The sequence below is a fragment of the Streptomyces sp. NPDC030814 genome (assembly GCF_055572155.1).
This window is the reverse complement of sequence record NZ_JBVIDX010000001.1, coordinates 599,905-623,814: the sequence shown is the minus strand read 5'-3', so window position 1 is coordinate 623,814 and position 23,910 is coordinate 599,905. Positions and strand designations below refer to the sequence as shown.

General features: G+C 72.1%; 16 protein-coding genes. 7 read left to right on the top strand and 9 right to left on the bottom strand.

Annotated elements, in window-relative coordinates:
• Positions 1-636 precede the first annotated feature (636 nt).
• Together ACZ43N_RS02570 and ACZ43N_RS02565 are read left to right on the top strand one after the other, a co-directional pair.
• Positions 637-3,498, top strand: coding sequence for a helix-turn-helix transcriptional regulator (locus tag ACZ43N_RS02570; RefSeq protein WP_468094495.1), 2,862 nt, complete (start codon positions 637-639; stop codon positions 3,496-3,498).
• 334 nt (positions 3,499-3,832) lie between these two features.
• The gene (locus ACZ43N_RS02565; RefSeq protein WP_468094494.1) at positions 3,833-4,630 is read left to right on the top strand and encodes a S1 family serine peptidase; all 798 of its coding nucleotides are present in this window, start codon (positions 3,833-3,835) and stop codon (positions 4,628-4,630) included.
• A 132-nt stretch (positions 4,631-4,762) separates the two neighbouring features.
• Here ACZ43N_RS02565 and ACZ43N_RS02560 read toward each other — a convergent pair whose 3' ends face one another.
• Entirely contained in the window at positions 4,763-5,896 is a 1,134-nt protein-coding gene (locus ACZ43N_RS02560; RefSeq protein WP_468094493.1) for a winged helix DNA-binding domain-containing protein, read from the bottom strand.
• 142 nt (positions 5,897-6,038) lie between these two features.
• On the opposite strand from ACZ43N_RS02560, the gene ACZ43N_RS02555 reads away from it, so the two are divergent.
• The 3 genes from ACZ43N_RS02555 to ACZ43N_RS02545 all read left to right on the top strand — a co-directional run bounded on the left by ACZ43N_RS02555 (position 6,039) and on the right by ACZ43N_RS02545 (position 11,418).
• Positions 6,039-7,199 carry a magnesium and cobalt transport protein CorA gene (locus ACZ43N_RS02555; RefSeq protein ID WP_468094492.1) on the top strand — a complete coding sequence of 387 codons (1,161 nt, stop codon included), beginning with the start codon at positions 6,039-6,041 and terminating at the stop codon, positions 7,197-7,199.
• Between the two features lie 327 nt (positions 7,200-7,526).
• Positions 7,527-11,252, top strand: a complete 3,726-nt coding sequence (locus ACZ43N_RS02550) for an nSTAND1 domain-containing NTPase (RefSeq protein ID WP_468094491.1) — start codon at positions 7,527-7,529, stop codon at positions 11,250-11,252.
• 37 nt (positions 11,253-11,289) lie between these two features.
• A complete protein-coding gene (locus ACZ43N_RS02545; RefSeq protein WP_468094490.1) occupies positions 11,290-11,418 on the top strand; it encodes a hypothetical protein in 129 nt (42 codons plus the stop codon).
• A gap of 29 nt (positions 11,419-11,447) precedes the next feature.
• Here ACZ43N_RS02545 and ACZ43N_RS02540 read toward each other — a convergent pair whose 3' ends face one another.
• The 8 genes from ACZ43N_RS02540 to ACZ43N_RS02505 form a co-directional block, all read right to left on the bottom strand.
• Positions 11,448-12,923, bottom strand: coding sequence for an FG-GAP and VCBS repeat-containing protein (locus ACZ43N_RS02540; protein ID WP_468094489.1), 1,476 nt, complete (start codon positions 12,921-12,923; stop codon positions 11,448-11,450).
• A 686-nt stretch (positions 12,924-13,609) separates the two neighbouring features.
• On the bottom strand, positions 13,610-14,092 hold the full coding sequence (locus ACZ43N_RS02535) for an ATP-binding protein (RefSeq protein ID WP_468094488.1): 483 nt from the start codon (positions 14,090-14,092) through the stop codon (positions 13,610-13,612).
• A gap of 497 nt (positions 14,093-14,589) precedes the next feature.
• Complete coding sequence (locus ACZ43N_RS02530) at positions 14,590-15,483, bottom strand: alpha/beta hydrolase (protein ID WP_468094487.1); 894 nt, start codon at positions 15,481-15,483, stop codon at positions 14,590-14,592.
• Positions 15,484-15,714: 231 nt separating this feature from the next.
• Positions 15,715-17,145 carry a glycoside hydrolase family 43 protein gene (locus ACZ43N_RS02525; RefSeq protein ID WP_468094486.1) on the bottom strand — a complete coding sequence of 477 codons (1,431 nt, stop codon included), beginning with the start codon at positions 17,143-17,145 and terminating at the stop codon, positions 15,715-15,717.
• Positions 17,146-17,203: 58 nt separating this feature from the next.
• Positions 17,204-18,886, bottom strand: a complete 1,683-nt coding sequence (locus ACZ43N_RS02520) for a glycoside hydrolase family 27 protein (RefSeq protein WP_468094485.1) — start codon at positions 18,884-18,886, stop codon at positions 17,204-17,206.
• A 329-nt stretch (positions 18,887-19,215) separates the two neighbouring features.
• The gene (locus tag ACZ43N_RS02515) at positions 19,216-20,034 is read right to left on the bottom strand and encodes a class I SAM-dependent methyltransferase (protein WP_468094484.1); all 819 of its coding nucleotides are present in this window, start codon (positions 20,032-20,034) and stop codon (positions 19,216-19,218) included.
• Positions 20,031-20,678, bottom strand: a complete 648-nt coding sequence (locus tag ACZ43N_RS02510; RefSeq protein ID WP_468094483.1) for a TIGR04282 family arsenosugar biosynthesis glycosyltransferase — start codon at positions 20,676-20,678, stop codon at positions 20,031-20,033. Before ACZ43N_RS02510 ends, ACZ43N_RS02515 begins: the two co-directional genes overlap by 4 nt.
• A complete protein-coding gene (locus ACZ43N_RS02505) occupies positions 20,675-21,388 on the bottom strand; it encodes a glycosyltransferase family 2 protein (RefSeq protein ID WP_468094482.1) in 714 nt (237 codons plus the stop codon). The genes ACZ43N_RS02510 and ACZ43N_RS02505 overlap by 4 nt, the downstream gene beginning before the upstream one ends.
• 564 nt (positions 21,389-21,952) lie before the next feature.
• Here ACZ43N_RS02505 and ACZ43N_RS02500 point away from each other — a divergent pair.
• Both ACZ43N_RS02500 and ACZ43N_RS02495 read left to right on the top strand, forming a co-directional pair.
• Complete coding sequence (locus ACZ43N_RS02500; RefSeq protein ID WP_468094481.1) at positions 21,953-22,672, top strand: response regulator transcription factor; 720 nt, start codon at positions 21,953-21,955, stop codon at positions 22,670-22,672.
• 4 nt (positions 22,673-22,676) lie between these two features.
• Entirely contained in the window at positions 22,677-23,789 is a 1,113-nt protein-coding gene (locus ACZ43N_RS02495) for a sensor histidine kinase (protein ID WP_468094480.1), read from the top strand.
• The last annotated feature ends 121 nt before the right edge of the window (positions 23,790-23,910 follow it).

The window sequence follows — 23,910 nt, the reverse complement described above, 5'->3', positions numbered from 1 at the left end:
AGGGGGTGGAGCCGCCGGCCGACAGGGGGGCGGGGGCGCAGACGGCAGGAGGCCCGCTTGGAGGGTCGGCCACCCATCGGCTGCATCGCCCGAGAGGGGCGACGGGGCTCGCGGCCTGTGGGGGGCCGGCACAGGTGACAGTCCCGGGCCGTGAAAGGTGGCACGCGCTGCGTGTCGAGCGGCCGACCGCAGCGGCTCGCGACCGGCAGCGACGGCCATGGCGGCAGGCTCAGGCGGTTGTCGGCAGGCGGCCGTGGCACGCGGCAGGGGGGCGGCCATTACCTGGCGGCAGCCAGCCTGCGATGCCGGGGCCCGGGCGAGGCCGGTGGGGCCGCAGCCTCGGACAACGGACGCGTGGCGAGGGACCATGGGCGTGGGTGGCCGTGTGGGACGGCGACGGGACTCGGCGCCGGGTCGGCTGCCGCGCGGAGGGCGGGAGGTGAGACACCACCGGGGCGGCCAGCTCGGCCGAGGGTCGGGGACGGGACGGGCGTGGGCGGGGATTCATGTTTCGGGCGTGTGAAATTCCTTATGCCGTACCCTTCCTGTTATTTCCCTCACCACGCTGCGTTCCGAAATTCAAGGACTGGTTGCCTAATATTGGCCCGGACACGACACAGAGGGGAGCGGTGGCCCGTGCATCGGGACTTCAAGGAGCCTGGGAGACCCCGCCCCGACCTGGTCATAGGCAGGGAGGAGCTGTTCACCACGGCGCGGGAGCAGCTCGCGCGCGGCGGCAGCGTGCTCGTGCACGGCTCCGCCGGTATCGGTAAATCGACCGTCCTGCGCGCGCTGGCCGCTGAATACGACACGACGGCCCGCACCGTCCTGCGCTGCTCGGCCACCGAGTCCGAGTCCCACCTGCCGTTCCTCGCCCTGACCGACCTGCTGGGCCTGGTCGTGGACGAGGTCTCCGACCAGCTGCCCGCCCCTCAGCGCACCGCCCTCGAATCCGCGCTCACCGGCCGTGGTGAGTCCACCCTCCAGCGTGACGGCCTGGCCCTGCGCCTCGCGGTGCTGTCGACCCTGCGCGCCCTGGCCGCCAAGGGCCCCGTCCTGATCGTCGCTGACGACCTCCAGTGGCTGGATCCGGCCAGCGTCGAACTGCTCGGATTCGCCGCCCGCCGCCTCGGTGAGATGCCGGTCCGCATGCTGTGCGCCGTCCGCACCTCGACGGACCCCCATGGCCACGAGCAGGACAGGTATCTACGCGCGTCCCCGCCGGACACCCTGGCCCTCAGAGTCAATCCGCTGTCCAGAGCGCATGTCGCCGAGCTGCTGGAGAACCGCGGTTACACCGGTCTGCCCCGCTCCACCGTGCGGGACATCCACCGCACCAGCGGCGGCAACCCCCTGTTCGCGCTGGAGCTGGGCCGCGCCCTCGCCGACAGCCCCACCCCGCCCCGCCCGGGCGAGCCGCTGCCGGTGCCGACCTCGCTGCGGACCCTGGTGCTGAACCGGCTGGACATGCTGTCCGCGGAGGCCCGCCGCACCCTGCTCGTGGCCAGCGCCGGTGCCCGGCCCACCCTGGCCCTGCTGCGCGCCGCCGGACGGGAGAACGCCGAGGCGGAGACCGCGCGGGCCGTCGAGCTCGGCCTGCTGGCACCGGAGCGGGAGAGCCCCGGCGTGCGCTTCGCGCATCCCCTGGTGTCGGCCGCGCTGTACGCGGAGGCCACCGCCCAGGAGCGGCGGGCCGCCCACGCCGCGCTGTCCACCGCCGCCGTCGACCCCATCGAGCGGGCCCGGCATCTCGCCCTGTCCACCACCGGCGCCGATCCGCAGGTCGCCGCCCGGCTCGGCGAGGCCGCCGCGGTGGCCCGGGACCGGGGCGCGCCCTCCGTCGCCGCCGAGCTGGGCCTGCTCGCGGCCCGGCACACCCCGGCCGACGCGACGCCCTCCCCGGACGAGCGGCGGCTCCAGGCCGCCGAGGACGCGCTGACCGCCGGCGAGAACGACCTCGCCCGGGACATCGCCCGCGAGGTGCTGAGCCGGGCCACCGAGCCCGCCGAGCGCGTCCGTGCCTGGATGGTGGTGATCGAGGCGGCCGGGCAGTCGATCGCCGAGGTCGACGCCGTCTACCCGCAGGCCCTCGCGGACGCGGGCGACGACCCCCGACTGCTCGCCCTGGTCCACTACCAGCTGGCCTGGCGCGCGCTGGTCATCGACGGCGACTTCGCGGCGGGCCGCGAGGAGGCCGCGCGCTCCGCGGAACTCGCCGCGAAGGCCGGGGACCGCCGCACCGAGCTGCTCGCGCTCGCCCACCAGGCGCAGGTCGAGACGTTGATGGGGCACCCGGACGCGCCCGCGACGATCAAGAAGGCGTTGAAGGAGCCGCAGGACCCGCAGCTGGCCTGTCACCACAACGGGGCGGGCGCGACCCGCTTCCGCTGGCTGATGATGAGCGACCAGTTCGGCGACGCCCGGGCCACGGCCACCGCGCTGCTGCGCGAGGTACGGCGTCGCGGCATGGTCGAGAGCGAGGTGCACTACGTGCGCTTCCTCGCCGAGATCGAACTGCGCACCGGACACTGCGGCCGGGCCCTCGACCTCGCCCGTGAGGGCTACGGGCTCGCCCGGGACTCCGGTATCGGCGAGGGCGCCTCCGCCATGCTCACCTCCCTCGCGGAGGCCGCGGGCGGCGATGTGGAGCGGGCCCAGGCTCTCGCCCGGGAGGCCGCCGAGCACGCCGAGCAGGACGGCGACCTGATGTATCTCTCGCGTGCCCTGGGCGCTCTCGGCCACGCCCAGTTGGTGGCCGGCGACGCGGCGGGCACCGTGCAGTCGCTGCGCCGGGTACGGGAGTTGGAGGAGGGCCTCGGGGTCACCGATCCCGCCCGTGGCCGCTGGCAGGCCGATCTCGCCGAGGCGCTGGTGCGGGTCGGGGAGATCACCGAGGCGCAGGACGTCATCGACGTCACCCGGCAGCGGGCGATGAGGCTGGGCCGCGAGAGCATCCTCGCGGCCCTCGACCGCGCCGAGGCCCTCGTGCGCGCGGCACGCGGTGAACACGACGCCGCCGTACGGCAGTTGACCTCGGCCCAGGACCGGCTGGCGAAGCTGGGCTGCGGGCTGGAGGAGGCGCGGGCCGCGTATGCCCTGGCCTGTCTGCGCGTGATGCCCCAGGCACTCGGTGTTCCTCCGCGCGCTGGGGTGACCCCTGCGCCCGGCCCGGCCGCGTACGACGAGGCGTCCCGGTTGTTCCGCCGCTGCCGTGCCCTGCCGTGGCTGCGTCAGGTGGAGCGGGCCGCGGTCACCCCGGCGCCCGTGCCGCAGCCCGCGATCGCCCCTTCGGCGCTGGACGCCCTCGCCGGGCTCGCGGCGACCGAACGGCAGGTCGCCGAGCTGGTGATGGAGGGCGCCACCAACCGGGAGATCGCCGGCAAGTTGTACATCAGCGTGAAGACGGTCGAGGCGACGCTCACGCGGGTCTACCGGAAGCTGGGGATCCGGTCGCGTGTCGACATCGTGCGACTTGCGGCGGGACACCGTACGAACTGACCTCCCCGGGACCGGCGTACGCCCCCTCCCAGGGGACCGGTGTGCGAAGGCTCCGCGTCGACTGGGACGCGGCCCTGCCCTTGCGGCCCCAGCCTAGGCTCAAACCCGGGGCCGGGTCATCGAGGGTTTTCCCTCCCCAACTCCCTTAGGGGGATCCCCCATTGGGGGCCGATCACAGGGAGTCATACGTTTTGAGCCGTGCCGCACGCCAGGGCACACAGACCGGCCCACCGCCCCCGCTCGGCTCCCCCGAGCGGGGGCGGTACCGCAGGCCCCTGTGCACCACCCCCCACCCGCGCGTCCCCCACCGGCAACTCCCCCCATGAGGAGAACCATGTTCGGGTTCATCCGTGCCAGGAAGACGATCGTCGCCGCCGCGGCGACCGCCGCCGCCTCCGCGGCCGCGCTCCTGGCCGCCCCCGGCGCCGTCGCGGCTCCCCAGCCCATCGTCGGCGGTACGACCACCACCGCGAGCGCGTACCCGTACGTCATGCAGATCACCAACGCCTCGCAGAGCCAGTTCTGCGGCGGCACCCTGGTGTCCGCGACCAAGGTGATCACCGCGGCCCACTGTGTCGACGGCAGAACGACCAGCAACACCCGTGTCGTCGGCGGCCGCACCTACCGCAACGGCACGGACGGCACCGTCCGGTCCGTCAGCCGCATATGGATCCACCCGAACTACACGTCCGCCGAGAACGGCAGCGACGTGGCCGTGCTCACCCTGTCGTCGTCGATGCCGTACACCCCGATCTCGTACGTCACCTCGTCGCAGACCGGCGTGTACGCGGCCGGCACCACCGCCCGCATCCTCGGCTGGGGCACCACCTCCTCGGGCGGCTCCTCCTCCAACCAGCTGCGCACCGCGACCGTGCCCACCGTGGCCAACTCGGTCTGTGGCAGCTCCAGTTCCTACGGCTCCGCATTCATTGCGAGCGACATGGTGTGCGCCGGTTACACGTCCGGCGGCGTGGACACCTGCCAGGGCGACAGCGGCGGTCCCCTGATCACCGGGGGCGTCCTGGCAGGCATCACTTCCTGGGGCAACGGCTGCGCCGACGCGCAGTACCCCGGTATCTACACCCGGCTGACCACCTTCTCCAGCACGGTGGCCGCGCAGGTCAACTCGTGATCGGGGAAGGCCGGCCCGCGAACTCCTGAGGTACGTCCTCAGGTGCAAGCAGGGGGCGTTGCGAACCTGCCACGAGCGGTTCGCAGCGCCCCCTCTCCATTGACGTCCGCCGCGGCGGCCGACCCGGTCGAGTCAGCCGGCGACCGTGCCGAAGCGGATGTCGTACGGGCCGTCGCCGGAGTCGTCGCCTTCGCCGGGCAGCGTCCTGAGGGTGCGCTCGGCCTCCGCCACGAGGACGGCCCGCTGCTCCGCGGTGAGGCGGCCGAACGGCTCCAGGACGAGGGCGGGCCCGTCGAACTTCCAGATCCCCGCCAGGAACCCGTCGACGAGGAAGGTGCGGTACGCCTGATTCCCCTGCCAGCTACGGCCCTTGAGGTCGGGCGGTACGACGCGGGAGCGGTCCGCGTGGGAGAGGAGCAGGTTGTCGAACTCGGGCAGCAGGCGGGCCGGGGCCGGGGTCTCCGGGTCGGGACGGGGCGCGTCGGGGAGGTCGAACAGTTCGACGCCGTTCTCGTCGCGGAAGGTGAGCAGCTCCGGGCGCAGCCGCTCGAACGCCTCGCGCAGTCGGGTCAGTCCGGCCCAGGTCTGCATGTCCTTGACGGAGGCAGGCCCGAAGGCGGCGAGATAGCGGCGTACGACGGTCTCGGGCGCCGGGGCGGGTTCGGCGGGGCGGCCCAGCCAGTGCTCGGCGGTGGTCAGCGCGACCTGGCCGCTACGGCCCCACAGGCCACGCGGGGTGACCTGTACGAGCGGCAGCCGGCACCGCGCGGCGATGCCGAGGGCGAACGGATCGGCGTCGGGCCACTCGACGAGCAGCGCCTCGCGCAGCTGCTTGAGGGTGCGCGGCTCGTCCTCCACCAACTCCCGTGCGAGGGCGGCGAGCCGGTCGAGGTCGACGCCGACGAGGCCCTTGCGGAACTGGTGCAGCTCCCGTTCGCGGGCGGCCTGGACGAGAGGCCGAAGGGTGAGGCAGTCCTCGGCGGTGTGGGTGTGGATGGTGGACCGCATGGTGACGATCCGTACGACGGCTCGCTCCTCCATGAGCGTCGACAGCTGCTCGGGGGCGAAGCCTTCCAGGCGGGCGGCGAGCGCGTAGTACGGCGGTCTGACGTTCTGCGCCTGGAGCCCGAGGAGATGCTCCACGGCGCCGCTCACCGACAGCTCGGCCACCGGCGAACGGTGCAGCAGCAGTTGCCGGGCGAGGGTGGCCCGGTTGAGGGCGCGGACGCCGAGCAGGGGTGCGGTCGAGGTCGCCTTCTTCGTCATGGGGGAACGCTAACGGCCCTTGCGGACAGCCTCTGTCCGCGACGCCCTGCGCGCTCGGGGTTCCCGGAGCCCTCACGTGGTTTGCCCCGGATATCCTGCTCGAAGATCACACAGACAGATGTGCGACTCGGGAGGCGAACCGATGGCCGAACGACGTGCCCGCCCAGCCTCGAAGAGCGCCAGGAGGTCCGTCTGGCGCCGCGCCCTGACCCCGCCCTCCGCTCCGGCGACCCGGCCGCCGGCGCCCCGCCCCGAGCCGGCGGGTCCGGAGCAGCCGGATCGGGCCAGTGTCGTGCAGGCGGTCCTGTACGAGGACGGTGTACGCGTCTCCGCGCCCGCGACGCTCGCCGACACCTACCGCGAGCTGCGGGAGGCGCCGTCGGGCATGGCATGGATCGGCCTGGCCCGCCCCACAGAGGGTGAACTGCTGTCGCTGGCGACGGAGTTCGACCTGCATCCGCTCGCCGTCGAGGACGCGATGGAGGCCCATCAGCGGCCCAAGCTGGAGCGCTACGGCGACACCCTGTTCGTGGTCCTGCGCGCGGCCCGCTATCTCGACGCCCCGGAGGAGGTCGACTTCGGCGAGCTGCACGTGTTCGTGGGCCCCGACTTCGTCATCACGGTCCGCCACGGCGCGGCGCCGGACCTCTCGGCGGTCCGCCGACGCATGGAGGAGACACCGGAACTGCTGAAGCTGGGCCCGGAGGCGGTGCTGTACGCCATCCTCGACGCGGTGGTGGACGACTACGCGCCCGTCGTCGCCGGAGTGCAGAACGACATCGACGAGATCGAGACCGAGGTGTTCCGCGGCGACCCCGAGGTCTCCCGCCGTATCTACGAACTCTCCCGCGAGGTCGTCGAGTTCCAGCGCGCCACCCGCCCCCTGGTCGGCATGCTCCACGGCCTCATGGCCGGTTTCACCAAGTACGAGACGGACGACGAGCTCCAGAGCTACCTCCGCGACGTCGCCGACCACGTCACCCACACCAGCGAACGCGTCGACGGCTTCCGCCAGGCCCTCACGGACATCCTCACGGTGAACGCGACGCTGGTGACCCAGCAGCAGAACGCCGAGATGCGGGCCCTGGCGGAGGCGGGCTTCGAACAGAACGAGGAGATCAAGAAGATCTCCTCGTGGGCGGCCATTCTGTTCGCCCCGACGCTGGTCGGGACGGTCTACGGGATGAACTTCCAGCACATGCCGGAGCTGCACTGGGTGTTCGGATACCCCTTCGCGATCGCCTTGATGGGGATCGTATGTACCAGTTTGTACGTCATCTTCAAGCGGCGGGACTGGCTCTGAGGAGTCGCCGTGAGGGCGGCTACCCTGAGGGGCGCAGCCCCCGAACGCAGCCTCGGAAGACACCCCGCGAGGCCGCTGGGGAGAGTCTGGGGAGAAGGCAACGCACCCCGTGACGGGCGGCCTCAGCGATCGCAGGCATGGCCTCCGAGAAGCCTCACTGCCGCGAGGCGCCATCCTCTCCCCCACCGGGTACCCCCGCCCCGGCGAAGCGCAAGGACACCAAGGACGCCGTCAACCTCACAGTCGGAAGAGTTTTCGCCCGCGGGAAGCGAAAAGTACCTTGTCCTGCTGATCAGCTTTTTCTTGTGTGCGAAAGAGGCTTCGCCGATGGGGCGTCCTGAACTACCGGTCGATCCGGCGGCAGGTCCGGTGCAGCGACTCGCCCATGATCTTCGGGAGCTGCGCCGTTCGGCGGGTGGCGTGTCGTACCGGGCCATGGCGAAGAAGGCCGGTTTCTCGGTGACGACGCTGGCCAAAGCGGCGAGCGGTGAGCGACTGCCGTCGTTGGCCGTGCTCCAGGCGTACGTCCAGGCGTGCGGCGCCGACCCCGCTGCGTGGGAGGCACGGTGGGCGGAGGCCGAGGCCCTGGCCGGGGAGGAGAGGCAGGAGGATGCCGGCGCCGCCCCGCCCTACCGTGGCCTCGCGCGCTTCGAGCCGGACGACCGTGAGCTGTACTTCGGCCGGGACCGACTGATCGACAAGCTGGGCGAGCTGGCGTCCGGGTCCCCGTTCACCGTGGTGTTCGGGGCGTCCGGCAGCGGCAAATCCTCCTTGCTGCGGGCCGGATTGATCCCGCTGCTGCGGGAGAAGATCGCGCAGCAGGGGCGTACGGCCGTCCTTCGCATCCTCACTCCGGGAGACCGGCCCGCCGCCACCTACGGACGTCTGCTGACGCCGGAAGCCGACGATCCGGAGTGCTGGGTGGTGGTGGATCAGTTCGAGGAGGTCTTCACCCTCTGCCGTGAGCCAGCCGAGCGGGACCGCTTCCTCGACCTTCTGCTCGCCGCGCGTGATCCGGCAAGCCGACTGCGGGTGCTCATCGCCGTACGGTCGGACTTCTATGCGCGGTGCGCCGAGCACCCGCGGCTGGCGGAGGCGCTGCACGGGAGTGGGCTCCTGGTCGGTCCCATGACCGCGGACGAGCTGCGCGAGGCGGTGGTCGGTCCCGCGCAGGCGGCGGGGCTCATCGTGGAGCGGACTCTGACGGCGCGGATCGTGGCGGACGTTCTCGACGAGCCCGGCGGGCTGCCGATGCTCTCCCACGCTCTGTTGGAGACCTGGCGGCGGCGCAAGGGACGGATGCTGACCCTGACCGCGTACGAGGCGGCCGGCGGGGTGCGCGGCGCGATCGCGGCCAGCGCCGAGGAGGTCTACGGGGAACTCTCACCCGCGCAGGAGCGCGCTGCCCGGCAGTTGCTTCTGCGGATGGTCGAGCCCGGGCAGGGCAACGCCGACACGCGCCGGCCGCTCAGCTGGGAGGAGATGGCCGGGTGGGAGAACCCCGAAGTGCGCGCCGTCGTCGGCCGGCTGACCCGGGCGCGGTTGCTGACCACCGATGACGACGGGGTGCAGCTCGCCCACGAGGCACTCATCAGCTGCTGGCCGCGGTTGCGCGAGTGGATCGACGCTGACCGGGAGCGGCTGCGCCTCCACCGGCAGCTGACCGACGCCGCCCGCACCTGGCAGGAGCATGACCGCGACCCGGGCACGCTCTACCGGGGCACCCGCCTGGCGCGGGCCGAGGAGCTGTTCGCGGACGACGGCGGCTACGACGGTCTGACGTCCGAGGAGAGGGCCTTCCTGGTCACCGCGGCGCAGCAGCGGGCGGCGGAGGAGCGGGCCGCCGCCCGGGCCCGGCGCCGCAGCCGCACACTCACGGCCTCGCTCTGCGCCGTGCTGGCGGTGGCCCTGGTCGTCGGTCTGGCCGCCGTGCGACTGCGTCAGGACAGCGAGAAGCAGACCACCGACACGGCGGCCCGCCGGGTGGCCGCGGTCGCCGACGCGCTGCGTACCACCGACCCGCGCACCGCGATGCTGCTCGGCGTCGCCGCATGGCGCACCTCTGAGCTGCCGGAGTCCCGCCGAGCCCTGCTGGGCGCGCTGGCCCAGCCCGAACTGGACAACTTCACCGACCCGGCGCCCGGTGACGAACCGGCGCGGTTCCTCGACGTCTCCGGGCGCACTCTGCTCAGCATCAGCGACAAGACCGCCTGGCGGGCGTGGGATGTGGGCACCCACCGCCGTCTCGCCTCGGGGCCGCTACCGCACGGGTCGGTGCTCGGAGCGGGTCCGGGCGGCCGGGTGCTCGTCATCCGGACCGCCCAGCAGACCCAGCGGCTGTGGGACACCCGAACGAGGCGTTGGATCGGGGGTCCCCTGTCGTTCGGGAACACCGTGAGCTTCGGGGCGAGTGGCCGCAATTACCTGGTAATGAGCATGTTCGACGACCGGGCTGGGCTCTACTCCGTCACCGACGGCCATCTGGTGTTCCGGACCCCGTCGGCCGGCAGCGGGGAGCGCGCCGCCGCGGCGGCCGACGACCGGCTGCTGGCCGTCTGCCCGCGCGGACGGGTCCCGCAGGTCTGGGACACCTCCGCGCGCAGCGTCCGGTCCGGTGCCTGGACGAGCGCTCGCGGCGTCTGTGATGGTGACCGCACCCTCCTCGGTCTCACCGGCGGCCGGCTCCTCACTCTCACCGGGGACCGGGTGCGTGTATGGGACACCACGTCGGGACGAGAGCTCGCCGACGTCGCCCACCCGGGGGTCCTTTCGGCCGTCGTGAGCGCGGACGGCTCGTTTCTGGCGACCGGCGGCGGCCAGGAGATCAGAGTGTGGCGTCTGCCCAACCGTGGCGCCCCCGTCTTCCGGCACTCCTTGGCCAGCGAGTCGCTCTCCGGTCTCGCCTGGGACTCCTCGCGGCCCCTGCTGCGGTACCTCGAAGGGGGCACGGTCCACACCCTCGACCTCACCACGACGCTCGACCGCGCCTGGCGAAAGAGTCCGCTCGCCGGGGTCCGGCTCAGCCCCGACGGCAGGACGCTCGCCACCGCCGAACGTGTCGGTGAACGCTACGTCTTCCAGCTGCGGAACACGCGCGACGGCCGTCTCCTGCGAACCCTGCCGACCCCGTCACTTCCGGCCTTCCGCAACGGCATACGGACGGTCCCTGCGGAGATCACCGAGCCCTTGATGTCCTTCAGCCCCGACGGAGGCATGTTCGCGTACGGAGTCTCCGTCTCTCTCGGGGACACGGCGCCTCAGCGTCTGACGGTGTGGGACGTGGCCGCCGGACACGCGAAGACCACTGTGGACCTGGCGACGGCGTCCGCGACGCCTACGGACGCGATCGCCCTGGGACCGGGCGGTCGTACACTCCTCACCGTACGTTCGACCGAAGACGGCTTCGTCAACGAGACATGGGACACCACGCGGCAGCGGAGGACGGCGCTCCTCCCCGGCCCGGCCGGCAGTGAGCTGGCCGTCAGCCCGGACGGCGGGCTCCTCGTGACCGACAACCGCGTAGTCCGAGCAGGCCGGTCCCACGTCCATGACCTCGTCCAGCACGACGGCATCGGAGCCATCGCCTTCGCTCCCGACGGCTCCGGCCTGGCGGCGGGGGACTGGACAGGGCGGGTGGCCGTCTGGGACGGCGACCTCCGGCACCGGGCGGGCATCCTGAGGAACGTCTTCCTGGCGCCCGTCGATCCGTCCTCCGACTCAGCCGAGGCGATCAGGGCTCTCGCGTTCAGTCCGGACGGCAGCACGCTTGCCGTGGGCGGCGACGCGGGGACCGTCCAACTCTGGGACATCGCGACCCAGCAACCTCTCGGTCCTTCTCTGCCCACCCCCGGTGGAAGCATCGACACCCTCGCCTTCAGCCCGGACAGCACCATGCTGTACGCGGGCGGCAAGCACGTCCCGCTCCAGCGGTACGTGGTGGATCCGGAGCGAGCGGTATCCCTTGTCTGCGCCCGTACCGGGAACACGGAGCTGACCCGGGCGCAGTGGCGCACCTACGTTCCGGACCGGCCGTACCGGCGAGTCTGCCCCTGACCGTCGTGCTGCCGTCCAGCCGAGGCCGCCGTAGGCCGTGGCCACGGAAGACTTCCAGCACATGCCGGAGGTGGGCTGGAGCCTCGGACACCCCTTGGTGATCGGCCTGGTGGGGGTGGTCTGTGTGAGCCTGGACGTGATCTTCAAACGCCGGGACTGGCTCTGAGCCCTTCGCGTCGGGCCCAGCTGCCCCAGCTAAGGGATGACCACTCCGGAACCGTTGTCGCCGCTCAGGTTCGCGCCGAACAGCGCCTTCGCCGTCGACGCCCCGATGTCCTTCGGGTTCTGGGCGACCGACTTCGAGGCCGTCACGCCGGTGGCCGCGCCGCGCAGCAGCCATACCGCGCCGCCGTTCACGACGCTTCCCAGGTTCTCGCCCGGCGCGCCCGCGACCAGGTCCGCCTTCCCGTCACCCGTCATGTCGAGCAGTCGCAAGGCCGCGCCGAACACGTCACCGGACTCCGCGGCACCCGGCACTCCCGTCGTGTCCTGGTGGAACGCCTGCGCACCCTTGCCGGTGAGCCCGCCCCTGCCGCCCTTGAGCAGCACCACGGCGCCGGCTCCGGCCTCGGAGCCGATCGCCTCGCCGGGGACACCGACGGCCAGGTCGGGGTATCCGTCGCCGTTCACGTCGCCCGCGTGCAGCCGTCCGCCGAACTGGTCGCCCTTCTCGCTCGCGCCGGGCACACCCGCCGTGTTCTGGGTGATCGTCTGCGTACGGGTCTGGCTGGGTCCGGACGGCGAACCGTAGTGGACCTTGACGGTGCCCGGGTCCTCCTCGGTGCCCTCGGTGTCGCCGTTCGGGAAGATCCGGGTGGCGAGGTCGGCGTACCCGTCCCGGTCGAAGTCGGCGACGGCGGTGCCGGCCGCGGAGTTCAGCCGCTGCGGGACGGTGGACAGGCCGGACTTGGAGCCCAGCCACAGCTTGCCGCCCTCGGCGTGGTTCTCGTAGACGTAGAAGGTCGCGAGATCCTCGACGCCGTCACCGTTGAAGTCGCCCGCGGCGGTGGCGTTGATGGAGTTGTCGGTGCTGTACACCTGCACCTGCTGCTCGCGGGCGGGGACGCCGTCGCGGCCGAAGGGGCCGTAGAGGACGTCGTGGTAGTCGTACTCCTCCCCGTTGCCCATGAACAGGTCCGTGTGCCCGTCGCCGTCGAAGTCACCCGCGGTGATGTCGTCGCCGACCTGGGCGTTCGCCGGTGCGCCGACACGGACGGCCCCCTCGCCGGACATCCCGGCCTTCCGGCCCCACAGGACGGTCACCGATCCGTTGACGTTGTCCTCCGGCCGGTAGTCGCGGGCGACCACGGCCAGGTCGGTCAGGCCGTCGCCGTCCAGGTCGCGGGAGATCATCGCGTAGCCGAAGACGTGGTTGTCGCCGGAGGCGCCGGGCACGTCAGGGGTGTCCTGGGTGATGACCGTGGTGCGCTTGGGGTCGAGACCCTGCGCGGAGCCGTAACTGATCGCGATGTAGCCGGCCCGGGCATGCCCGCCGACGTTCGCGCCGGGCGCGGCGACGGCGACGTCCTGGAAGCCGTCGCCGTTGAAGTCCTCGCGCACGGTGGTGACGCCGCCCTTCGCAGACGCGCTGCCCGCGACGATCGGCACACCGAACGACCCGATCAGGGCGGCGGCCACGGCGGTCGATACGGCAGGTCGGCGGATTCCCACTGCTCCTCCTCGAAGCGCGAGCGACATCGAGACGCGTCGCACGGATGTGACTCACCTTCAAGACACCCGGAAACTGCGGATGGTTGTGCGATGACGGCCGGGTGAAGCGGACGCGGGCGGAACGGGGCGCGATCCTCTTCGCCCCGACGCTTGTGTTCGAGCCGGGACCGGAGGTCACGCGCCCGGCGGGCTGGGGACCCGTGCGCGGGCAGGTCGGGATCCGGTGACACGAAGACGCCCTCCGCCGCCACCAGGACCGTGGAGGGGCCCCCTCGGTGGTGATGACCCCGCCCACGGATGTCGTCCGGTCCTCGACCCCGGTGAGCGGGTTCACGGTGTTTCCGGGTGTCCGTGTGCCGCGCGCCGCGGCCCGGTGGCGTGAGGAGGCGGTGGGGTCGAGGGCGGAGGAGCCCGTTTCCCCGGCTCTCCGGGACGAAGATCGGCTTGTGGGCGGCGCGGCGGCCGGGCACTGAGGACGCCGAGAAGCTGGGGTTGCTGGGGGTGATCGGTACGCAGAGTCCGGCTGCCGAGTAGGACCGGTGCGGTCCTCCGGCCGGTGTCCCGCTGACGGCACGCGGTCGGTGGCCTGCCTGGGGCGGCTCTCGGCCTGGCGCGGGGGTCCTGGCGCTGTCAGGGCAGACGGAGCCGGGCCATGGCGTGATGGCGTGAGCCGGATCGCCTGAGCGTCACGCCGGGCTGCGGCTGCGGCTGCCCGCGGTGTCGCTGGGGGTGTCGGAGAGGGTGATACGGGCCGTGATGCGCTTGCCGACCGGCTCCTGCTCCATGAACAGGTCCTCGGTGACGGCCTTGACGATCTCCAGGCCGTGCTGGCCGATCCTGCCTGGATCGGCGGCCCGGGCCGCGGGCACCGTCGGATCGCTGTCCCACACGACGATGTCGACGGCGCGGACGTTGATGCGCAGCTCCATCAGGACGGGGCCGGTGGCGTACTTGCAGGCGTTGGTGACCAGCTCGCTGACCACCAGCTGGGTGAGATCCCTCGCCCGTGCGGTCACCGGCAGGTGGTGATCGCCGTCGGCCAGGTCGAGGAAGGCGACGGCATGGTGGCGGGCGTCGGCGATGCAGCCGTCGTTTCCGTCCAGGGCGTAGCCGGCGCGCATCAGGTACTCGTCCGTGCAGGTACAGCCGTCACCGTCAGCATGTGGCATCCCACGTGTCGTCCTCACTCCCCCTTGACCGCGCCAGTACCCGCGACGGCCTCATGCATGCCACCGGGGTGTCGTTCAGCACAGCGATCCGGGAGCGCCGAGCGGTGACCTCCGCCTGTCAGACCGGCAGGACCACGGTGAGCCTCTCGTGGTGAGCCACCAGCCATCGCTGTATGCGGTCCCGGCGTCGTCCACCACCACGCGCGGACAGCACCTGGGTGGAGACGGGTCGCCATCGGCCACTCGGTCGGCGACGAAGGCCCGGCAGGCTGCGGCAGCCTGCTCGATGAGGGCGGGCAGTTCGGCGTGGTCCGGCAGGGAGAGGCCGCTCTCCCTCGGGATCGGCCAGGTCCCGGGGCCACTCGGCTCCTGTGTCGACCGCGATGGCCGCGCCCGCCCCGTGCACGCGGCGCAGCGGGCTTCCCATCGATCTCAGCGCGGTCTCCGGGCGGGGCGACCTCGCAAACCGGACGGGCGACGCGGCGGGAAGGACGGCTTCAGTCGCCGAGTGCGGTGCGCAGGGCGGTGGCCATCAGATCGATGGCCTCCTTCGCCGCCGGCACGGGGCCGGTGTGGGTGAAGTAGTGGTCGACGCCCTCGAAGACGCGGTGGGTGACCGGGACGCCTGCGGCTTCCAGGGCCTTGGCGTAGGCGTCGCCCTCGTTGCGCAGGCGGTCGTTCTCGGCGGTGATGACCAGGGCGGGCGGCAGTCCGGCGAGGTCGTCGGCCAGCCCCGGAGAGGCGAGGGGATGCGCACGGTCGCCGGGGTCCGGCACGTAGGCGGCGGTGAAGATCCGCATGAGCTGAGGGCTGAGCAGCGGCTTGGCTATGAGGGACTGCTTGGTGGCCGGGTCGGCGACCTGGTCGAGCGGCGCGGAGTCGATGATCTGCAGGCGGGGCGAGAACGTGCCGCGGTCCCGGGCCAGGCGGCAGACCGCGGCGGTCAGGTTGGCTCCGGCGCTGTGGCCGCCCACCGCGAGGCGTGCACCGTCCCAGCCGCCCGCAGGGCCGTTCTCGGCGACCCACGCGGTGACGTCGTAGGCCTGGGTGACGGGGACGGGGAAGTGCCGCTGCGGGGCGACGGCGTAGTCCACGTTGATGACGACACAGCCGGCCGTGGCGGCGATGTAGCGGCAGATGTGGTCGTCCTGCTCCGGGCGGCCGACCACGAAACCGCCGCCGTGGAAGTTGACGTAGACGGGAGCGGGGGAGCCGCTCGGGGTCGACGGGTGGTAGACGGTGCAGTTCACCGGCCCGGCACCGGTCTCCACCCGGAGTGCCTCCGTGCGCTTGGGGACATCGGTGAAGCGCAGGTCCTTGTGCACACGGGCCATCATGCCGCCGAGCAACAACTGGACGCCTCTGGCCTGGGCTGTTGAGCTGAACGCCATGACCGTGCCCACTTCTTCCAAAGTTTGACTAACAGGTTTCCTGATAATGAGGGCTCGGCCCGCATCGCGCAAGGGACGTGCGGGGCGGCCTGCCGCCCGCGCCCCGCCCGTACGCCCCCGCCCACGAAGCACGGCCCTCCCGGGGTGGTCCGCTTCGGCTCCGACGCGCCGAGTACGCCGGCGTGACGCGAGGCCGTAGACGGCGGGGACGACGACACACTGCTCGGCGAGCTATCGCGGTGCGGTCAGGGCTGCTGCTGTGCCGAACCGCCACCAGTTGATGTTGAGCAGGTAGCCGCTGCCGCCGGTGAACCGCAGATAGAGGTCCTGGGTTCCCGTGGCTCCGCCGACCGGGCAGGTCACCGACGTCCAGGTCTGCCAGCCCCCGGTGCCCGGCACACCGCACCGGCCCACGACCGTCCCGTTCGGGGAGCCGAGGCGCAGCTCCACGGTGCCGCCGCCGCTGCCCGAGGCCACCCGCGCGGTGAACGAGGAGGCGCCCGACCCGAACGCCACGCCCTTGACCTTGATGTGGTCACCGTTCTCGATCCAGCCGACGTTCATGCCTCCTTCCGCGGCCGGTTCGGTTTCGATCCCCGACCCCCAGGCGATCGTCTCGGCCTCCTGCCGCACATACGGGTTGAGCGTGCCGACCTGGGGGGCGCCCGCGTTCGTCATGGTGATCGTCGGGATGGTGCCGTCGGCCCGGTAGGAGAACCTCTCCACCGCGACCGAGCGGGTGAAGCCACCACCGCCCGGGAGCGCGCCGTTGTGGTAGAAGAAATACGAGTTGCCCTTGAAATCGACGATGCCCGGGTGGTTGGTGAAGCTGCCGCCCTGGGTGGGCATGACCGTCCCGCGGTACGTCCAGGGCCCCGTCGGGCCGGGCGCCGTGGAGTAGGCGATGAACTCCGAGCAGCATCTGGCCGCGAACACCAGGTAGTACAGACCGTTCCGTTTGTAGACCCAGGGGCCTTCCTCGTACAGCGTGGGACGGTTGGGGTCGCCGGTGCGGGTGCCGAACCCGGCGGCGGTGAGCGGGATCCGCACGGGACTGCCCGAGTACGAGGTCATGTCGGCGTTCAGCTTGACGTACCACAGGTTCGGGTTGCCCCAGTACAAGTAGGCCTGGCCGTCGTCGTCGATGAAGACGGTCGGGTCGATCTCGCCGTTCTCCACCAGCGGATGGCCGAGGGCGTCCCGGAACGGGCCGGTCGGGCTGTCCGACACCGCCACGCCGATGGCCATCCGGCCGGTCGCCCGGCTCTTCACCGGCACGTACCAGTAGAACCGGCCGCCTCGCTGCACGGCCTGTCCCGCCCACGCGTCGGCGGACGCCCAGCTGAAGGTGGCCAGGCTGAGCGGGGAGCCGTGGTCGGTCCAGTTGACCATGTCGGCCGAGGACCACACCCGCCAGTCCTTCATGGTGAAGTAGGTGGAGCCGTCCTCGTCGTGCCCCGTGTAGAGGTAGACCCGTCCGTCATGGACCAGCGGAGCCGGGTCGGCGGTGTAGACGTGCTGCACGACGGGGTTGTCGGCGCTGGCCGCCGGGGGCTGCACCACGGCGGGAACGACGGCGAACGCCAGCAGCAGGCCCACGGTCCACGCGACCGCCCGGAGGAGCCCCGTCCTGGTGGCCGGTGACGGCCGCGCTTCGGTCACCGTGCCCTCCGGGGGATGCCGTTCGACGCGTGGACTGTTGGTGGGTGCGCGAGGTCCCTCATGTGCGGCTCCACTTCTGGCCGGCCTGTCCGTTGCAGCTCCACAGCACCAGGGGGGTCCCGTTGGTGCTGCCGGCCCCGTTGACGTCGAGGCACAGCCCGGCCCGGACGTTGCGGATCGATCCGTCGGAACCGACGGTCCACTTCTGGTTGTTCTGGCCGTTGCAGGCCCAGATGATCACCCGGGTGCCGTTGGTGGTGCCCTGGTTGTAGGCGTCCAGGCACTTGTCGCCGTAGACCCGGATCTCACCGTCGGCCCAGGTGGTCCACAGCTGGTTGGCGGCGGTGTGGCAGTCCCAGATCAGTACCGTGGACCCGGCGGTGGTGGAGGCGTTGTCCACGTCCAGGCAGCGGCCGGAGGCGGTGCCGCGCAGCCGCGAGGTGGTGGCGGCCTGCCGGGTGCCACCACTCACCCGGAACACGGCCACGCCGTGCGCGGGTACGCTCGCGGAGATCTGTCCCGAGGTGCTCGACGTGGCGCCGGTCCACAGGTCGGTGAGGGTGAACGGCCCGCCGGTGAGGCCGACTTGCGCGGCCGTGGTGGTGACCGTCGCCGTGCTCCCTCCCCGGTTGAACAGCCCCACCGCGACGGACCCGTCGGCCAGGGGCTTGGCGAACACCTCGGTGCCGCCGTCGTCGCGCACCCGGCGCCCGCCCGCGCCCAGCGGGTCCTGGTTCACCGCCAGCAGACGCGGGTTGCGCAGGATCGCGCTCACGTCGGCGGACATGGTGCGGATGTCGTTGCCGGCCATGAGCGGTGCCGCCAGCAGTGCCCACAGGGCGAAGTGGGAGCGGGACTCGGTCAGGGACAGACCGGGACGGCCGACGACCAGCATGTCCGGGTCGTTCCAGTGGCCCGGGCCCGACTGCGCGGCCAGCGGCGCGGTGACGTCCAGGACGTTGCCGACGCCCATCGGATAGCTGTTGGTGTTGCCGTTCTGCCAGATGTCGAGCAGGTCCTCGGTCGTCCGCCACAGATCGGCGACCTCACCCCAGTTGTAGGTGGCGCCGGTGATGGCGTGGAAGCTGTTGGGGTTGATGCTGTAGACGATCGGGCGCCCCGTGGCACGCAGGGCGTCACGCATCAGCGTGAAGCGCGCGACCTGCTCGTCACGGGTGCCGCTGGAGGAGCACCAGTCGTACTTGAGATAGTCGACGCCCCACGACGCGAAGGTGGCGGCGTCCTGGGCCTCGTGGCCCCTGCTTCCCGTCGACCCGGGATAGGCGCCGGTGGTCTGCGCGCAGGTACGCTCGCCCGGCACCTGGTAGATGCCGAACTTCAGGCCCTTGCTGTGGATGTAGTCCCCGAGCGCCTTCATCCCGCTCGGGAACTTCGTCCCGTTGGCCCGCAGGTTGCCCGCCGCGTCACGCTGGGGATCGAACCAGCAGTCGTCGACCACCACGTACCGGTAGCCGGCCTCCCGCATGCCCGAGGACACCATCGCGTCGGCGGCCTGGCGAACCTGCGCCTCGGTGATCCCGCATCCGAAGCTGTTCCAACTGTTCCACCCCAAGGGCGGGGTGAGCGCCGGGCTGCCGGGCGCGGCCGGGGACCTGGGGGCCGCCGCGGCGGGGGCAGTTGCGGTGGCGGTGGAGTGAGCGGAGGCCGTCACTGACGCGGTGAGCGTCAGTGCGGCGGCGACGACGACCTGGAGCAGCCGCCTGCCTGATCGCGTGGGCACCTGGGCTCCTTTCGGGGAGAGCGCCGTGGGTGGTGGGACGCACCTTGCATGTCAGGTTCATGACAGTCCACACCAAGGGGGGTGCGAAATTTCGAACATCATTCGGAAAGTTGGGGCGTGACGGATCCTAGAGAGACGCCCGAACATGTCAACACCATCCGGTCCCCGAACTCCGCCATCCACCATCGATGGCCCGAAAAGGTCAGATCGATCTGCCACATACGGACAACGGACTCCGACGGACCAGCCCCAACCGGTTCCGAATGTTTCGACGCACATGACGCATCATGCGAGGTGTCTTGCCCTCACGCGACCGGCGACCACACCACCTACGTCCGCCGGTTCGGGCGGTGGAGTTCCACGAAGGGACGCCTGTCCGCGTCCCATCGGCCGGTGAGGATCCATCCCGTGGCTTCGGCGGCGTGAAGGAGGCCGGCGGTGCCGACGCGGGCCCAGGGGAAGGGACGGCCGTGGCAACCGTGGGCATCCTCGACGCGAACGGTGAGACGCTCGTTCACATCGTCGGCGGCCGCCTCGGCCAGCAGTCGGCCACCGGGGCGGACGAGGTCCCGCAGGCGGGCGAGCAGGGTGACCGGATCGCCGCCGATTCCGACGTTGCCGTCCATCAGCAGGACGGTTCCCCAACGGCCCTCTCTCGGCAGGCGGTCGAAGACGGAGCGCCGCAGGGCCGCTGCGCCGTGGCGCCGGGTCCGGGTGACGGCGGCCGGACTGACGTCCACACCGAGGGCAGGTACGCCGCGTGCGGTCAGCGCGGCCACCATGCGGCCGGGTCCGCAGCCGACGTCCAGCACCGGGCCCGTGCAGCGCAGCAGCACACGGGTGTCGGCGGCGTCGGGGGCGGCGCACCAGTGCTCCACGTCCAGCGGAATCAGCTGCGCCGTCCCGTGGACGTGGGGTTCCAGGCGCCGCAGGTACAGCGGGCCCCGGCCGGTGCGCACGGCATGGTCATAGGGGTCGTTCGTCCAGGGCTCGCCCGGCCCCTCGGGCCGCCCCGACCGGTCCACGGGGTGCGCCGGTGCCGTCGGCCGGTCAGGCCGCACAACCCCGGCCCGCACCTGGGCCTCCCCCACACGCCGGTCGGTCCGCTCCGCGGCGGGGGTCTCGGTGCCGGTTGCCGCGCCGCTCACCGGGCGGTCTCCGCGAGCGCGGCCAGGATGGTGGCGAAACTCGAACCGGGTGGACAGAGGCCGGCCACCGAGGCGGCGTCGGCCGCGGTGTCGACGTCCCTCAGCAGTGGCAGGTCACGGACCGTCAACCCCGCCTCGGCGAGCCTGCGGCGCTGGATCGCTCCGGTGCGGTCGGTGGACATCGGTACGCCGCGTACGAGGGATCCGGCGCGGGAAGGGTCGGCGAGGCCGAGGGCCCAGAAGCCGCCGTCGGCGGCAGGGCCGAACCAGGCGTCGTGACCGTCCCCGCCGATGTCGGCCAGCAGATCGGGGGTGAGCTGGGGCGTGTCCATGCCGACCAGCAGTGCGGGCCCGTCGACGCAGTGGGAGAAGGCTCCCGCGATGCGCTCGTCCAGTCCTCCGGCAACCTGGGGGATGACGTCGAAGCCCGGTGGCAGCCAGGGACCTGGGGCTCCGTCGAGGACGAGGATCCGGCGCCGCGCGGGAGTCAGGAGCACGGCGTGGAGGGTGTCGCTGAGGGCCGCCTCGGCCAGGGCGGCCGCCTCGTGCGGGGTGTAGGGCGGGGTGAGCCGGGTCTTGACGCGTCCGGGAACGGGCGCCTTGGCGATGACCAGCAGTGTGGCCGGCCCCGTGATCGCGGTCATCGCGTACTCCCGGCAGCCGGCCCGGCCGGGCGGGGAGCGGGTCGCTCGGCGAGGACGGCCCGCATGTCGTGGACCGCCTGCCACGTGCCGCGCCAGGTACCGGTGACCTTCGAGCGACCCGTACGCGGGTGGTACGGCACATCCGTCTCGCGCACCCGCCAGCCCGCGTCGGCCGCGCGGACCACCATCTGCAGCGGGTAGCCGGAGCGCCGGTCGCTCAACCCCAGACCCAGCAACGCCTCACGACGGCCTGCGCGCATCGGACCCAGGTCACGCAGCCGCAGACCCGTGCGGCGGCGCAGCAGACGGGCCAGTTCCAGGTTGGCCAGGCGGGCGTGCACCGGCCAGGCCCCGAGGGTGGTCGGCCGGCGTCGGCCCAGCACCAGGTCGGCGGAGCCGTCGAGGACTCCGGCGGCGACGACCGGCAGATGCCGGGGGTCGAGGGAAGCGTCGCAGTCGCTGAAGCAGACGACGTCGGCCGTGGCGGCGGCCAGTCCGGCGTGACAAGCGGCGCCGAAGCCGCGGCGCGGCTCGTGGACCACATACGCGCCGAGGTCGCGGGCGATGTCCGGTGAGCCGTCGGTGGAGCCGTTGTCGACGACGATCGCGCGCCAGGTGGGCGGCATCCGGTGCAGCACCCAGGGCAGGGCGTCAGCCTCGTCGAGGCACGGCAGCACGACGTCCACAGGAGAGGGGGAGGTCTCGTTCACCCCACTCACCCTACGAACACGAAAAGGGCATAAGGGATTTCGTGTTCTTACGGATCTCTGACGTCGCCGTCCCTCACGGATCTCTGACGCCGTGCCCCTCACGGATCTCGGACGTCGTCTCCCCTGCGGACCTCGGACGCCGCCTCCCCTGCGGACCTCGGACGCCGTCTCCCTCGCGGACCTCTGACGTCGTCTCCCCCACGGACCTCTGACGTCGTCTCCCCTGCGGACCTCGGACGCCGTCTCCCTCGCGGACCTCTGACGTCGTCTCCCTCGCGGACCTCTGACGTCGTCTCCCCTGCGGACCTCGGACGCCGTCTCCCTCGCGGACCTCGGACGCCGTCTCCCCCACGGACCTCTGACGTCGTCTCCCCTGCGGACCTCGGACGCCGTCTCCCCGCGAACCTCGGACGCCGTCTCCCCTGCGGACCTCGGACGCCGTCTCCCTCGCGGACCTCGGACGCCGTCTCCCCCACAAACCTCTGACGTCGCCGTTCCTTACGGATCGGTGACGTCCGCCACCACCCCGGTGCGCGGCGGAACGCCGGTGCGAGACTCGCGGGTGTGAAACGCGTACTTGTCGTGGACGACGACCCCACCGTCTCCGAGGTCGTCGCCGGGTATCTGCACCGGGCAGGCTTCGCCGTCGACAGGGTCGCCGACGGACCCGCCGCCGTGGCCCGGGCCGCCGCCCAGCCGCCCGACTTGGTGGTACTGGACCTGATGCTGCCCGGCATGGACGGGCTGGAGGTGTGCCGCCGGATCCGCCAGGGCGGACCGCTGCCGGTGATCATGCTGACGGCGCGCGGCGACGAGGAGGACCGCGTTCTCGGTCTGGAGGTCGGGGCGGACGACTACGTCACCAAGCCGTTCAGCCCCCGGGAACTGGTCCTGCGCGTGGAGTCCGTGCTCCGCCGCACCGGCGCGGCGGCGGCAGCCCGGACCGAGCCGGCGGCGCCCTGGCTGCGCAACGGCCCGCTCGCCCTGGACCCCGTCGGCCGACGCGCCACTCGCAGCGGTGTCGAACTGGCTCTCACCGTCCGGGAGTTCGATCTGCTGGAGTTCTTCCTGCGCAACCCCGGGCGGGCGACGAGCCGGGAGGAACTCATGCGCCAGGTGTGGGGCTGGGAGTTCGGGGACCTGTCGACGGTGACCGTCCATGTACGGCGGCTGCGCGAGAAGGTCGAGGACGACCCGGCCAGCCCCCGCCTGATCAGCACCGTGTGGGGCGTGGGTTACCGCTTCGACCCTCCCCCTACGGAAGCGACCGAGGAGAGGGGGTAAGGCGATGTTCGCTGACGCCCTGCTCATCGCCCTGTACGCGGCCGTCGGCGCGGCAGCCGCCGGGCTGACCGGTGCGACGGCGCTGCGGCTGCTGCGCCACCGGTCGGTCGCGCTGTCGCTGGCCGTGGTCGCGGCCGTCACCGTCGCCGCGATGCTCGCCGGAACGATGCTGGTGTCCTGGGCGATGTTCCTGTCGGACCACGACCTGTGGGTCGTGACGACGGTGTGCGCCATGGCGGCGGTGTCCTCTCTCTCCGTCGCCCTCCTGCTGGGCCGGAGCGTCGTCATGGGCAGCCGGGCCCTGGCCGAGGCCACCCGCGCCCTGGGTGACGACGGGAGCTTCACCCCGCCCGTCAGCGCGCCCACCGCCGAACTGGCCCTGCTGAGCCGACAGTTGGTCGCCACCAGCGCCAAGCTGGCGGCTTCCCGGGAGCGGGAGAGGGCGCTGGAAGCATCCCGCCGCGAACTGGTGGCCTGGATCTCGCACGATCTGCGCACACCGCTGGCCGGACTGCAGGCGATGACCGAGGCGCTGGAGGACGGCATGGTCGGCGACCCCCGCGTCTACCACACCCGCATCCGCACCGAGGTCGAGCGAATGAGCGACATGGTCAGCGACCTCTTCGAACTCTCCCGGATCCAGGCCGGTGTCCTCGCCCTGACCCCGACCCGCATGTCCGTCTACGACCTGGTCGGCGACGCCATCGCGGGCGCCGACGCCCTGGCCAGGGAGCACGGGGTGCGCCTGGTGGGCGCCGGGGTGGAGCAGGTGCCGATCGAGGTCGACGGCCGCGAGATGTCCCGTGTCCTGGCCAACCTGCTCGTGAACGCCATCCGCCGCACCCCCGCCGACGGCACCGTCGCCATCTCCGCCCGCAAGGAGGCCGACCGTGTCGTGCTGTCGGTGACGGACGGTTGCGGCGGCATCGCTCCGGAGGACCTGCCCCGGGTCTTCGACACCGGCTGGCGCGGCACCGACGCCCGCACCCCTCCCGCGGGGGCCGGGCTGGGGCTGGCCATCGTGCGCGGCATCGTGGAAGCCCACAGGGGCCGTGCGGCTGTGACCAACGTGCCTGGCGGCTGCCGATTCGAGGTCCATCTGCCCGCGGCCGGCTGAATCCGCCCGTTGAAGGGAGAGCTTTGCGAGGCGGGGAGGCCGGGCCGTTCCCGGCCGTTCCCGTCAGGTCCCGGCCGTTCCCGTCAGGTCCCGGCCGTTCCCGTCAGGTCCCGGCCGTTCC